The sequence below is a fragment of the Planifilum fimeticola genome (assembly GCF_003001905.1).
Taxonomy (GTDB): Bacteria; Bacillota; Bacilli; order Thermoactinomycetales; family DSM-44946; genus Planifilum; species Planifilum fimeticola.
Genome location: NZ_PVNE01000002.1, coordinates 24,814 through 37,768, shown reverse-complemented (window position 1 = coordinate 37,768; position 12,955 = coordinate 24,814). Strand labels below are relative to the sequence as shown.

11 protein-coding genes are annotated in these 12,955 nt (G+C 58.0%); 1 reads left to right on the top strand and 10 read right to left on the bottom strand.

What is annotated here, in order from left to right; all coding sequences use genetic code 11:
* Window positions 1–81: 81 nt before the first annotated feature.
* The 5 genes from CLV97_RS01580 to CLV97_RS01560 all read right to left on the bottom strand — a co-directional run bounded on the left by CLV97_RS01580 (window position 82) and on the right by CLV97_RS01560 (window position 7,583).
* Window positions 82–1,380 carry an ABC transporter substrate-binding protein gene (locus CLV97_RS01580; RefSeq protein WP_106343781.1) on the bottom strand — a complete coding sequence of 433 codons (1,299 nt, stop codon included), beginning with the start codon at window positions 1,378–1,380 and terminating at the stop codon, window positions 82–84.
* 15 nt (window positions 1,381–1,395) lie between these two features.
* A complete protein-coding gene (locus CLV97_RS01575; protein ID WP_106343780.1) occupies window positions 1,396–2,598 on the bottom strand; it encodes an ROK family transcriptional regulator in 1,203 nt (400 codons plus the stop codon).
* Between the two features lie 252 nt (window positions 2,599–2,850).
* Window positions 2,851–3,675: a DNA-formamidopyrimidine glycosylase gene (mutM, locus tag CLV97_RS01570; protein ID WP_106343779.1), complete on the bottom strand. Its 825-nt coding sequence runs from the start codon at window positions 3,673–3,675 to the stop codon at window positions 2,851–2,853.
* 14 nt (window positions 3,676–3,689) lie between these two features.
* Window positions 3,690–6,335, bottom strand: coding sequence for a DNA polymerase I (polA, locus tag CLV97_RS01565; protein ID WP_106343778.1), 2,646 nt, complete (start codon window positions 6,333–6,335; stop codon window positions 3,690–3,692).
* Between the two features lie 315 nt (window positions 6,336–6,650).
* Window positions 6,651–7,583, bottom strand: coding sequence for a sporulation protein (locus CLV97_RS01560; RefSeq protein ID WP_106343777.1), 933 nt, complete (start codon window positions 7,581–7,583; stop codon window positions 6,651–6,653).
* A gap of 637 nt (window positions 7,584–8,220) precedes the next feature.
* On the opposite strand from CLV97_RS01560, the gene CLV97_RS01555 reads away from it, so the two are divergent.
* Entirely contained in the window at window positions 8,221–8,427 is a 207-nt protein-coding gene (locus CLV97_RS01555; RefSeq protein ID WP_170070325.1) for a NucA/NucB deoxyribonuclease domain-containing protein, read from the top strand.
* 65 nt (window positions 8,428–8,492) lie between these two features.
* Here CLV97_RS01555 and phoU read toward each other — a convergent pair whose 3' ends face one another.
* From phoU to CLV97_RS01530, 5 genes are all read right to left on the bottom strand, one after another.
* Window positions 8,493–9,149, bottom strand: coding sequence for a phosphate signaling complex protein PhoU (gene phoU / locus CLV97_RS01550; RefSeq protein ID WP_106343775.1), 657 nt, complete (start codon window positions 9,147–9,149; stop codon window positions 8,493–8,495).
* 19 nt (window positions 9,150–9,168) lie between these two features.
* On the bottom strand, window positions 9,169–9,927 hold the full coding sequence (pstB, locus tag CLV97_RS01545) for a phosphate ABC transporter ATP-binding protein PstB (protein WP_106343774.1): 759 nt from the start codon (window positions 9,925–9,927) through the stop codon (window positions 9,169–9,171).
* A gap of 15 nt (window positions 9,928–9,942) precedes the next feature.
* Complete coding sequence (gene pstA / locus CLV97_RS01540) at window positions 9,943–10,866, bottom strand: phosphate ABC transporter permease PstA (protein WP_106343773.1); 924 nt, start codon at window positions 10,864–10,866, stop codon at window positions 9,943–9,945.
* A complete protein-coding gene (pstC, locus tag CLV97_RS01535) occupies window positions 10,866–11,810 on the bottom strand; it encodes a phosphate ABC transporter permease subunit PstC (protein ID WP_106343772.1) in 945 nt (314 codons plus the stop codon). The genes pstA and pstC overlap by 1 nt, the downstream gene beginning before the upstream one ends.
* A gap of 86 nt (window positions 11,811–11,896) precedes the next feature.
* Window positions 11,897–12,835 (bottom strand): PstS family phosphate ABC transporter substrate-binding protein, encoded by a 939-nt coding sequence (locus tag CLV97_RS01530; protein ID WP_106343771.1) that lies wholly within the window; start codon window positions 12,833–12,835, stop codon window positions 11,897–11,899.
* Between the last annotated feature and the right edge of the window lie 120 nt (window positions 12,836–12,955).

Here is a 12,955-nt window from a genome sequence, read left to right as displayed (position 1 = left end):
TCTTCACGCGTATAAAGAAGTCCCCCGGGCCGAGAAGACTGGGGGACCCATTCTTCTGAACGGAACCATCCGTCAGCCCCGTCATCTCTTAAGAAGTTGGTTGACTTTCTTTTCCGCCTCGGCCAGGGCCTCCTTCGGAGACTTCTTCCCCAGCACCGCCGACTGTTGATATTCCAGGGACAAGGCGTCGAAGATATCCGTCAGCTTATCCGAATCATCCGTCGCCCGGGTGTAGGGGGCCTGTTTGGCAAAGGCCTTGAGCGCCGGATTCTCCTCAAAGAACTTTTTCGTATCCGGATCCTGATCGATCCCTTTGCGGAAGGGGATTTGCTGGGTCATCTCCAGGAATTTGCGATCGTTCTCTTTGCTGATCAGGAACTTGGCGAACTCCCAGGCTTCCTTGGGATGCTTGGTCGTGCTGAAAATTCCGATGTTTTTCGGATCGCCGTAGGTGATTACCTCTTTCCCATCCTGACCGTCGGGAACCGGGATCGGAGCGACGCCGATCTCCATGTCCGGCGCCTGTTTCTTCAGATCCGGCAAAGCGAAGGGGCCGGTGATGGTCATGGAGACCTTTCCTTTGGCCAAGAGATTTTCCTTGTAGGTGGAATTGGGAGCCAATTTTTCTTCGAAGAGGGTGCGGAACAATTTGACGATCTCCAATCCGGCTTCATTGTTGAAGGCCGCCTTGCCGTCCTTCAGCAGCGTCTCTCCCCCCGTAGCCGCCAAATAGAAGGGGTAGAAATCGAAAAACCGCTGCCACCAGGTTTGTTCCACGTTGGGGTTGATCGCCCAGACATCCGGCTTCCCGTCGCCGTTCTTGTCGCGGGTCAGCTTTCTGGCCGCCTCCAGGAACTTGGAATAGGTGCCGATGTCCGGATTCTCCGGATCCAACCCCACTTCCTCGAAGTGTTTTTTGTTGTAAAGGATCATGACGGGATTGCCCTTCCAGGGGATCTGATAGAGATGCCCGTCGGCGGACTTGAAGGCTTCCACGGTCTCCTTCGGGGTCCGTTCCGAGATATATTCCATCGCCCCTTCAATCTCGTCGATGGCCAGCATCCCTCCGGCTTCCACAAACTGCCCCAACGCCCCCGGATTGATGTTGGAGGTGATGTCCGGAGTGGTTCCCGCGGCGATGGAGGTCAGGATGACCTCCTCCGAAGAACGGCTGGCGGGAAGCGGCTCCATCTTCACCTGGATGTCGGGGTGCTTTTCGTTCCACTCCTTGACCACTTCCTTGGCAAATTCCACTTCCGAGGGGTTGGCCGCGGGCCAGTAGGTCAGCTCCACTTTCCCTCCGCCTTCCCCTTGGGAAGAACAGGCCGTCTGGACCAACACCAACAGCAATGCGGCACACAAGATCAACGCTTTTCTCATGCTTCTCCCTCCCTGTCAGAGATGCAGGGTAAAAAGATCCTCCATCATCAAAGCGGCGGCACCGATCAACGAAGCGTCTTCACCCAGCTCCCCGGGAACGACCGACACACGGTCCCTCAGCACGGATACGACGCGCTTCCGGGTGATGTCGGCGGCGATCTCCACCATCTTCGGATACGCCCGGACCATCTTCCCGCCGATGATCACCTTCTCCGGGGCGAAGGAGTTGAGAACGCCGGTGAGGCCGATGCCCAGCATCCGGGCGGAATCGTCAAAAATGCGACAGGTCAGATCATCCCTTTCCCGAATGGCCTTCAGCACCACGGGAAGGGTGATCGACTCCGCGTCCTCCGGATAGGCGCTGCTCACCGCCCCCCGGCGGAGCTCCCGCTCCACCCTTCGCACGATGGCCAATCCGGAAGCCATCGCCTCCAGACACCCGTAATTGCCGCAGTTGCAGCGAAACCCGTCGATATCCACCGTAACATGGCCGATCTCTCCCGCCCCGAACAGGCTCCCCTGATACAGGGAACCCCCGATGACGATGCCGCCTCCGATTCCTTCCCCGACGAGAATGTAAATCAGGTTTTCCACATCTCTGCCCGCCCCGCGCCACCTTTCCCCCAGGGCGGACAGGTTGGCATCCTTCTCCACCTTGACCGGAATCTTCAGGGCATCCTCCATCAGATCCTTGAAGGGAACGACGTCCCAGGGAAGGTTCGGAGGATGAAAGATTTCCCCGGTTTGGGCGTTGACGGGTCCCGGCGTGGAAACCCCGCAACCGATGATTTTTCCTTCATCCACCCCGGATTCCTTCACCAGCTCGCGAAACGCCCGGGCGGCGAGCAATGTGTAATCCCGGGGTTTTTTCCCCGGAGGTGCCGGCAAGCGCCGCTCGCCGACGATCCGGGTGTGGACATCCATGAGAGCCACCCGGATCTCCTCCACCGACACGTCCACCGCCACCACATAAAGGGCATCCGAGTTGAGGGCATAGAGGACGGGTCTCCGGCCCCCGCTGGATTTCCCTTCCCCTTGGGGAATGATGATACCCGAGGACTCCAGATCCCTTACAATTTTGGACACGGCGGCAAAGGTAAGCCGGGTGTGCTCCGCAATCTCCGACTTCGTCAAGGGGCCCAACGTGCGAAACAGATCCAGCACCTGCGTTCGGTTCACTTGTTTCACCAAATGGTGATCTCCGCGAAGCAGTCGCATCACCTCCAATTTATAAACTGAGTTGAATAAGAAACGGAATAAATGAGGATGAAAGCGCACCCAAAACGGAATCAAACGGCGAGTTCGCTAATGATATTAAACTTCATTGAATAAGTTTTCGAGACCATTATACCAAATTCCTCCCCGTTTCTGAATAAAAATATTTTTTTGCGTGCAACGGGATCACGGTCCCGGGGTGGTCAAAGAAAAGCAAAAAGCCTTCCCTCTCAGGAAGGCTTCTCCCCATCGGCCTCACCGTTGGCATTTCGGACAGAGGTGCGTTCCCCTTCCGGCGACCACCTGGCGCCGAATGGGCTCCCCGCACCGGGGGCAGGGCTCTCCCCGGCGCCCGTACACCTGGATTTGCAGCTGAAACATGCCCATCTCCCCGTTCCCGTCCACATAAGAACGGACGGTGGAGCCCCCCGCCTCCACGGCCTTTGCCAGCGTGGAGCGGATGCTCCTGAACAGCCGCTCCACCTCTTCGTCGGAGAGGGACGGCACGGGACGCTCGGGATGGAGACCCGCTTCAAACAGCGCTTCGTCCACGTAAATGTTTCCCAATCCGCTCAGAAACTCCTGGTTGAGAAGAAGGGCCTTCAGCCGGGTGGTTCTGCCGGCCATCCTCTCCCGAAATTGTTCCCATGTGAATTCCTCGGACAGGGGTTCCGGCCCCAGTTTGTTCAGCGGAGGATGTCGTTCCTCCTCCCCCCGCCGAAACAGATGCATCGTTCCGAACTGGCGGACGTCCCGGTATCTCAGATCGGTTCCGTCCGTAAAGCGGAACACGACGTGGGTGTGCTTTTCCAGCGGTTCCTCCCGCGGAAGGAGCCGGTATCTGCCCTCCATGCGCATGTGGGACACCAGCACCCAGGGATCGAAAAAGATCTTGAGAAACTTTCCCCTCCGGCCCAGTCCCGTTACCTTCCTCCCGCGCAGCCGCTCAACAAACAGATCGACATCGGGCGGTTCCTTGACGATTTTCGGCAGGAACACATCCACGTCCTCAACAGTTTTTCCGACAATCAACCGCTTCAGGGTCCGTTTCACCGTTTCCACTTCTGGCAGCTCCGGCAAGACCATTCCTCCTGTCACTTGGCTTCGTACCAGGTTTGTCCCGTGTGGATGTCCACCTTCAGGGGTACGGACAGCGGAACGGCCTGCTCCATCACGCTCCTCACCAGGCTTTTCATCTCCTCCAGTTCCTCCTCGGGCACTTCAAAGATCAGCTCGTCATGGACCTGCAGGAGCATGCGGCTTTGCACGCGCCGCTTCTCCATCTCCCGGTGGAGTCGGACCATGGCCGTCTTGATGATGTCCGCCGCCGATCCCTGGATCGGCGTGTTCATCGCCGTTCGTTCGGCAAAGCTGCGGCGGTTGTAGTTGCGGGAACGGATCTCGGGAAGGTACCGGCGCCGGTTGAGCATCGTGGTGACATAACCGTCCTTCCGCGCCTGCTCCACCACGCGGTCCATGTATTCCTTCACGCCGGGGTAGCTTCGGAAGTAGCGATCGATAAACTGCGCCGCCACCTTGCGGGGAATGTTCAGGTTTTGGGACAATCCGTAATCGCTGATGCCGTAGATGATCCCGAAATTGACCGCCTTGGCCTGCCGGCGCATGAGGGAGGTCACCTCGTCCTCCGGAACGCCGAACACATCCATCGCCGTCTTCGTGTGGATGTCCATGTCCTCCGAGAACGCCCTCTTCAGGGACTCGTCTCCCGAAAGATGGGCCAAAACCCTAAGCTCGATCTGGGAATAGTCGGCGGAAAGGATCTGCCAACCCGCCTCCGACGGAACGAACACCTGCCGAATCCGCCGCCCCTCCTCCAGCCGGATCGGGATATTCTGCAGGTTCGGCTCCGTGCTGCTGAGCCTCCCCGTCGCCGTGATCGTCTGGTTGAAGCGGGTGTGGATCTTTCCGGATTTCGGGTCGATCTCCTTGAGCAGCCCCTCCACATAGGTGGAGATCAGCTTCATGATCTGCCGGTAATGAAGGATCTTCTCGACAATTTCGTGTTGAGACGCCAGCTTCTCCAACACGTCGGCGCTGGTGGAATAGCCCGTCTTGGTCTTTTTCAGCACGGGCAGCCCCAGTTTGTCGTACAGGATCTCCGCCAACTGCTTGGGGGAATTGATGTTGAATTCGGCCCCCGCCAGTTCGTAGATCTGCCGGGTCAGCGCCTCCGCCTGTTCCTTCAGCTCCTCGCCCAGATCCAGCAACCGGTCCCGGTCCACCCGGACCCCGTGCAGCTCCATTCTGGCCAACACCTGGGAAAGGGGCAGCTCCGTCTCGAACAGCAGGGACTCCATGCCGGTCTCCCGGACTTCCTCCCTGAGCAGGGGATCAAGGCGCTTCAGCGCTTCCGCCTTGCGGGCCAGGTGTTCTGCCAGCTCCTTTTCCCCCGGAAGCCGGCGCTTCGCTCCTTTCCCGTACACCTCTTCGTCCGAGGGAAGCGATCCGTCCATCTTTCGCTTGACCATGTCGCTCAGGCTGTGCCCCGATTCGGAGGGATCCAGCAGGTAGGAAGCCAGAAGCGCATCGAAGGTCAATCCGTTGACGTCGAATCCCTGCCGCTCCAGGACCACCCGAAGCCGCTTGCCGTCGAAGGCGGTCTTTTCCCTTCCTTCGTCGGCCAGAAAGCGGCGGAGGGCTTCCCATTCCCGGGCGGTGCGCCAGGGAACATACAGGTGGGTCTCCCCGTCGGAAAGGGCCAGACCGATGATCTCCGCCCGGTGGTAATTTTCCCCGTCCGTCTCCAGCCAGAGGGAGAGGAAGGAGCTTTCCAGAAAATCATTCCACCGGTCCCGGTCCTCGGGTTCCACAATGTGAACTTCCACTTCCCTCAGTTTCCGGGGCGTACCCGTACCCGACTCCTCCCCGCCGATCCGCTCCAGGAGGGACTTGAACTCCAGCTGTTCAAAGATGGAAGCGACGCGGCCCCGGTCATACCCCTCGTAGCGGGTATCCTCCACGGAAAAGCCGAGGGGAACGTCGCAGTAAATAGTGGCCAAATCCTTGCTCATCCGGGCCTGCCGGCCGTGTTCCTTCACCCGCTCCCGCAGCTTTCCGGTCAATTCGTCGACCTTGTCCAGCACCTCTTCAACGGAGCCGAACCGGTGCAGAAGCTTGAGGGCGGTCTTTTCCCCCACTCCCGGAATCCCGGGGATATTGTCCGAGGCGTCTCCCATCAGCCCCTTCAAGTCGACGATCTGCGCCGGGGTCAATTGATACTTTTTCCAAACCGCTTCCCGGTCGTACCGCTCCCCCTCTGTCACGCCTTTCCGGGTGAGGAGCAGGGTCACCCGGTCCGTCACCAGTTGCAGCAGATCCTTATCTCCGGTGACGATCAGGGCATTCATCCCTTTTTCCTCGGCGCTTTTGGCCAGCGTGCCGATGATGTCGTCCGCCTCGTACCCCTCCGCCTCAAAGTGGCGGATGCCGAAGGCATCCAGGACTTCGCGGATCAGCGGCAATTGTTCGGACAACTCGGCGGGAGTCTGGGCGCGCGTTCCCTTGTATTCCTGATAATCGCTGTGCCGAAAGGTGATCCGCCCGGCATCGAAAGCCACCAGCATGTGGGTGGGCTTCTCTTCCTCCAGCACCTTCATCAGCATCATGGTAAAACCGTACACCGCATTGGTGTGAACGCCCTTCCCGTTGGTCAGGAGGGGCAGGGCGTAGAAGGCCCGAAAAGCGATACTGTTCCCGTCGATCAAAACCAGTTTATCCATAACCATCCTCCGTCCGAACCGGTTCCATAATCTATCCGATGGGCATCGGGGCGGGGCACCGAACACTTCATCGCGAATCAAGCCTATTGTATCACGAGGGTTCTTCCGTATCCAGCCGATCCCCGTGACGGGCAAGGCAAAACCCCCGGGTCTTTTCCCCGGGGGTTGCAATCCCGGACGGCCTCCGTTGCCGCTCCGCATCAATCCTCATATCTGGCAATTTCGATGAGAATCTGATCCGGATCGGGAATAAAAGGAAAGGTCTTTTCCGGATCGGAAACCGTCCAGATGATCGCGGCGGCTGATCACTTTCGATCAGTCCTCTCCGCCGATATCGAAATCCCCAAACAAATCGCCGACATCTTCGAAGGCTTCACCCAATTCCTCAACGGCCTCCCCCGTCTCTTCCATCAGCTCGGAGAGAACCAGGCCTCCCAACATCCCGGCGGCCAGTCCGCCGATCGCTCCCCCGTATTTGGAAAAGGTCTGGTGCGGATGGGCACGATGGCCAAACCGAAATCCGGAAAACCTCTCGGGATTTTCCACCATTTCCCCGATCAGCCCCCGGAGATGTCCGGCCAAAGCGGATTCATCCTCCAGCAACGAATTCTCCAGCAGAACCTCCCTTTTCAATTCCTTCTCACGGCCGAAAAGGGTGCGGAGATCCACCTCCAGGAGCAGCCGGATGCCGTCTTCCTCGAGGGCGGCCACGAATTCCAGTTCCTCGATCCGCTCCCTCATGAAATCGGTCGGGAAAAATTCAAACTCCTGCACGTATCCGTCAAAGGAGCGGGAATCGTGCTTCTCCCGGAATCCGAGACTCCCCAGGGCCCTCAAGACACGGTTCAACCTCTCGGGCGGAAGAATACGAACGGGATCCCGGTCCGAATGGTCGATCCCGTCGGCGATATCCAGGCGGGTGACAAAATCGTACCGGACCGCATTCCCCGAAACGGGGAGGTTATTGGGCAGGGTGAAGGTGAAGGGAAGCACCTTTTTCTCCGAAGGCGCGACGCGAAAGGGGGTGTGGAAGGAGGCGGTTTCGACGGAGTGGGAGAACACCCGCTCCTTCGCCCGGACGCTCATGACCAGGTCCACATCGATCTTGTTGATGTGCTGTTCGACCGTTCCCCCTTCGACCAGGATCTGCCCTTCCACCGTATCTCCCAGCGTGTATTCATCCCTGTTCAAGAGCAGATTCACCGTGGCGGAACCGACGCCCAGCTTGGCCAAGACTCGCTTGAACATTTCCACCCTCCCTGTATGTATCTGTTGCAAATTCTATTATAAGATCGGTTCTTCCCGGTGCATAGCCCCTTTGATACAGGCGATTTTTCAGCGCAGGGAGATACCGAAATCGCCGTCAGCATCACTTTTTGCCGCCTTTCAAAGCCGGCCCTCTCCGAATAAGAATCGTCCTGGTCAACCCTGAAATTTTTTTGGAATTTTTTATGGTGCTTTTCAGCACAATGCGGTGTAACTCTTTTATTCCCAAGAGATGGAATGGGGGATCAAATGAATAAGCGGTGGTTAAACCGATCCATGGCATTGGTGATGCTGCTCACCCTGGTCGCATGGCCCGGAGCAACGGATGCCCAAGCACCGCAAGGGGTGATGCCGATAAAGCGGGTGAGTTGGAAAACAGGCTGAAGAGGGTTCTACTCCGGAGGAATTGAACTTGTCCACGGGGAAAGCGGAGAGCCAATCCTTCAGTACCTTGACCTCCCTGCAACAGGAGGATGCCCAAACCAAGGACACTTATCCGGTAGAGGTGAATCCCCCGTAAAAATCGCCAATCAATGGGTGCCGCCGAAATACTCCTGTGATTTCATCAGCAAAGAAGAATGTCTTGAGAGACTGGTGTCGGAAATTGAGCAGAGAAGGTGTGATACCCAGACCCGCCAACAGCGAGTGTGACGAGTTTCCTTTTGCGTCCACCTGGCAAGGGTCCTATACCGAAGACGTCGGCAAATTTTCCGTTCGGTACATTGACGCGGATTCCAACCGGGCGGGAGGAAACTGGCTGGCGGCGTGGTATGCGTATGACCGGATATTGAACAACGATGTGTTCAATGTAAAAGTCGTTGAATAAGGCTTTCCCGCGATCCGACCGAAAAAACGCCCCCGCACCTCTGACGGCGGGGGCGTTCCTCTTTTTCAGTTCAAATCGGCCCGTTTGCCGGTTTCGATGTAGACGATGCTTTCAGCGACATTTGTGGCGTGGTCGGCGATCCGTTCCAGATAGCGGGCGACAAAGCTCAAGTGAAGGGCCGCTTCGGTAAACTGCTGTTTCTGGATCATCCGCTCCAGAAGCTCCTTTACCACGGTGTGATACAACCGGTCCACCTCGTCATCCCGATCGGCCAGCCGCTTGGACAGCTCCACGTTTCCGTCGATGTAGCTGTTGATCCCGTCGTGCACCATCTGCTGGGTGATCCGCGCCATCCGGGGGATGTCCTCCAGCTTTTTGAACAGCGGCTGTCCGCTTTCCACCAGCTGGATCGTCACCCGGGCGATGTTGCAGGCGTAGTCGGCCATCCGTTCCATGTCGGTGGCGATCTTCATCGCCGCGATCAACCGGCGCAGATCCTTGGCCACCGGTTGTTGAGTCACGATCAGCTTGGCGACCATGTCGTCAATCTGATTCTCCAGCTCGTCCAGCTCGGAATCGCTGTCCAAAACCTCCCGGGCCATCTTTTTGTCCAGGTTGACCAGCGACTTGACCGCCTTGTCGATGGCGACCTCCACCTTTTCCCCCATTTGCAGCAGCAGGTTTTTCACGTCCTGCAGGGACTGTTCAAACTGTCGGATCACCTGGGAAGCCTCCCCTCTCTCATCCGAAACGGCCGGTGATGTAATCCTCGGTCTCTTTCCGTTCCGGATTGGAGAACAGTTTATCCGTGTCGCTGTATTCCACCAGCACGCCGTTCAAGAAATAAGCCGTTTTGTCGGAGATCCGCGCGGCCTGTTGCATGTTGTGGGTGACGATGACGATGGTGTACTTCTTTTTCAAGTCCTGGAGCAGCTCCTCGATCTTCGCCGTGGAAATGGGATCGAGGGCGGACGTGGGTTCATCCATGAGGAGGATTTCGGGCTCCACCGCCAGCGCGCGGGCGATGCACAGGCGCTGCTGCTGGCCTCCGGACAGCCCCGTCGCGCGATCCTTCAGCCGGTCCTTCACCTCATCCCACAGGGCGGCCGCCCTCAGGCTTTTCTCCACGATTTCGTCCAGCCGCGCTTTGTTTCGGATCCCGTGGATGCGCGGCCCGTAAGCCACGTTGTCGTAGATGCTCTTCGGAAAGGGATTGGGTGCCTGAAACACCATCCCCACCCGCTTTCGGAGCATCTCCACGTCCACGTCCTTATGGTAAATATTTTCACCGTGAATCTCGACGGTTCCTTCTATGCGCACGCCCTCGATCATGTCGTTCATCCGGTTGAGCGTGCGCAGGAAAGTGGACTTTCCGCAACCGGAGGGGCCGATCAAAGCCGCGATGCTGTTTTCTTCGACGGTCATGCTGATGTCCTTCAGAGCGTGTTTATCCCCATAAAAGAGATTCAGATTGCAAACCTCGATCGCCGTTTGACCCACGTCCGATCTCCTCCCTTACACCTTCCGCTGAAACTTGTTGCGCAGGTAGATGGCCAAGGCGTTCATCGACAACAGGACCGCGAGCAGCACGATGATGGCGGCGGCGGCCAGTTCGTGAAATTCCGCTTTGGGCTGGCTCGTCCAGTTCCAGATTTGGATGGGCAACGCGGTAAACCCGTCAAAGGCGCTTCCCGGCGTGAAGGCGATAAACGTGACCGCCCCCACCATGATCAGCGGGGCCGTCTCCCCGATCGCTCGGGAGAGGGCCAATATCGTCCCCGTCAGGATGCCCGGAAAGGCGTAGGGAAGGACCACCTTTTGAATCGTCTGCCAACGGGTGGCTCCCATGGCGTAGGAGGCCTGGCGCAGCGATTGGGGCACGGCGGCGATCGCCTCCTGGGCGGCCACGATCACGATGGGCAGGACCAACAGGGTCAGCGTGAGCGCTCCCGCCAGCACGCTCTGCCCAAAAGCCAGCCAGCGCACGAACAGGGTCAACCCGAGGATTCCGTAAACGATGGAGGGAACGCCGGCCAAATTGCTGATATTGAGCTGGATAAACCGGCTAAGCCGCCCCTTTTGAGCGTATTCCTCCAGGTAAATGGCGGTGGCCACCCCGAACAGGAAGGTGAGGGGGGCCGTGATGGAGATCAGCCACAGGGATCCCCACAGGGCCGCTTTGATCCCCGCCCGCTCGGGAATGCGGGAAGCGAAGCGGTTGAAGAAATCGGCATCGATCCAGGACCATCCCTTGCGAATGATGTCCGCGAGGAGAAGGGCCAGCACGACAACGCCGACAAGGGTGGCCATCAGAAAGACCCCGTGAGCCAAACGGTTCTTCCACCGGCGAAAACGGATCCGGCCGGATGCTTCCCCCGATTTTCCCCGCTCCCGCTCCGATTTCGGTACCTCCTTCACTGCGATCTCCTCGGTGCTCATCAGTAATCCTCCTTGAAGCTCCGGGCGATGTATTGCGCCAAAAGATTCATTGCCAGAGTGAAGAGAAAGAGCGTCATGCCCACCGCATAAAGGGATTTGTATTGAATGCTCCCGTAGGCGATGTCCCCTGTGGCCGCCTGCACCATGTATGCCGTCATCGTCTGGATCGATTCCAGCATGTTGAAGGTGAGCACGGGGGTTGAACCGGCGGCGATGGTGACGATCATCGTCTCCCCGATGGCCCGGGAGAGGGCGAGAACGAAGGAGGAGACGATGCCGGACAACGCGGCAGGAACCACCACCCGAAGGGCCACTTCCAACTTCGTCGCGCCCAACGCATAGGCCGCGTGTCGAATGCTCCGGGGAACGGCCATCATCGCATCCTCGCTGAGGGATGCGATCAGGGGAATGATCATGATCCCCACGACGATGCTGGCGCTCAGCGCGTTAAAGGTGTCCAGATTGGGAATCCATTTTTTCAGCAGCGGGGTGACGAAGGTCAGGGCAAAAAAACCGTAGACGATAGTCGGAATTCCAGCCAAGACCTCCAAGACGGGTTTCAACACCCGTCGCACCCGGTCCGGTGCGTATTCGCTGAGATAAATGGCGCTGGCAAGACCGATCGGCATCGCCACGATCGCCGCCCCCGCGGTGACGAGCAGGGTCCCCGCCACCAGGGGAAGGACGCCGAATTTCTGCTGATCCCCGCTGAACAGCGCCGTCCACTCCGTTCCCGTGACAAATTCGATGATGGAAACTTCCTCAAAAAAGGAAGCCGTTTCAAACAGCAACGTCAAAAGGATGGCGAAGGTGGTGATCACGGACAAAAAAGCGCAGATCAAAAGAATCCTGGGGATGACCGACTCCACCGCATTTCGCCACGTCCGCGGCCTGCGAAAACGGCCGCCGGAAGCCGACAAGCCCTTGTTTGCAACCTGGGACATCCGACCGACTCCCCTCTCCTTTATCGATCACGAAAAAAGCGCGCTGCCCCGGCTAAGGGCCGGGGAGCGGAACGATTGGCTATCCTTTATTTTCCTTCCACCCGCTTCATGGACTCCTCGTAATCCGCATCCGGCAGCGGAATGTAACCCACTTCCTTGACCAGGTCCTTGGCAATTTCGATGTAGAACTTGACGAATTCCTTCACTTCCGGCCGCTCCATGGCTTTGTTGCTGACGTAGATGAAGACGGTCCGGGAGAGAGGAGAATAGGTTCCGTCGTTGATCGTCTGTTCGGTGGGCTCGACGGGGCCGTCGCCGCCGTCGATCTTCACCGCTTTCAATCGGTCCTTATTTTCCGTGTAGTAGGCGTATCCGAAGTAGCCGAGGGCGTATTTGTCCCCGGAGACCCCCTGAACCAGCACATTGTCATCTTCACTCGCCGTGTAATCCGTCCGGCTCTTCCCTTCTTCACCTACGATGGCCTCCGTAAAGTATCCGAAGGTGCCGGAAGCAGTGCCCGGGCCGTAAAGCTTGATCGGCTCCTTCGGCCACTCGGGACGGACGTCGCTCCAAAATTTCACCTTGCTGTCCGGCTCCCAAATCTTTTTCAGCTCGTCGACGGTCAATTCTTCCACAAAATCGTTGTCCTTGTTGACCACGACGGTGATTCCGTCGTATGCGGCGGGAATCTCGATCGGTTCAATGCCGTTTTCGGCGGCTTTTTTCTTTTCCTCATCCTTGATGGGACGGGAGGCGTCATTGATGTCCGTCTCGCCGGCCACCCATTTTTGAAACCCCCCGCCGGTTCCGGATTCCGATACGGTCACCTGCACCTGGGGATTTTCCACCATGAATTCCTCGGCGACCGCCTGGCTGATGGGATAGACGGTGCTGGATCCGTCGATTTTCACGGCGCCGGACAGGCCCTCACCGCCCCCTTCCGCCTTGTTGGATTGCCCGCAACCGGCCAGAAGGCCGACAGCAAGGACAATGGACCCGAAAAGAGCGACTCCGCGCTTGAACATCGGATGATGGCCCCCTCGAAAAGTGATGTGGTTCCTCATCACGTCCCACTATAACGTTTCTCTTTTGTCCCTTTATAAATGCATTGTAAAGTTTGTGTTAAGGGCCGAACTTCATCCGCA

Coding starts and splice junctions, on each gene's coding strand:
- polA (WP_106343778.1), bottom strand. CDS start 6,335: ATGGATAAACTGGTTTTGATCGACGGGAACAGTATCGCTTTTCGGGCC.
- CLV97_RS01530 (WP_106343771.1), bottom strand. CDS start 12,835: ATGTTCAAGCGCGGAGTCGCTCTTTTCGGGTCCATTGTCCTTGCTGTC.
- CLV97_RS01560 (WP_106343777.1), bottom strand. CDS start 7,583: ATGTTCAAGCGAGTCTTGGCCAAGCTGGGCGTCGGTTCCGCCACGGTG.
- pstC (WP_106343772.1), bottom strand. CDS start 11,810: ATGTCCCAGGTTGCAAACAAGGGCTTGTCGGCTTCCGGCGGCCGTTTT.
- pstA (WP_106343773.1), bottom strand. CDS start 10,866: ATGAGCACCGAGGAGATCGCAGTGAAGGAGGTACCGAAATCGGAGCGG.
- CLV97_RS01580 (WP_106343781.1), bottom strand. CDS start 1,380: ATGAGAAAAGCGTTGATCTTGTGTGCCGCATTGCTGTTGGTGTTGGTC.
- CLV97_RS01575 (WP_106343780.1), bottom strand. CDS start 2,598: ATGCGACTGCTTCGCGGAGATCACCATTTGGTGAAACAAGTGAACCGA.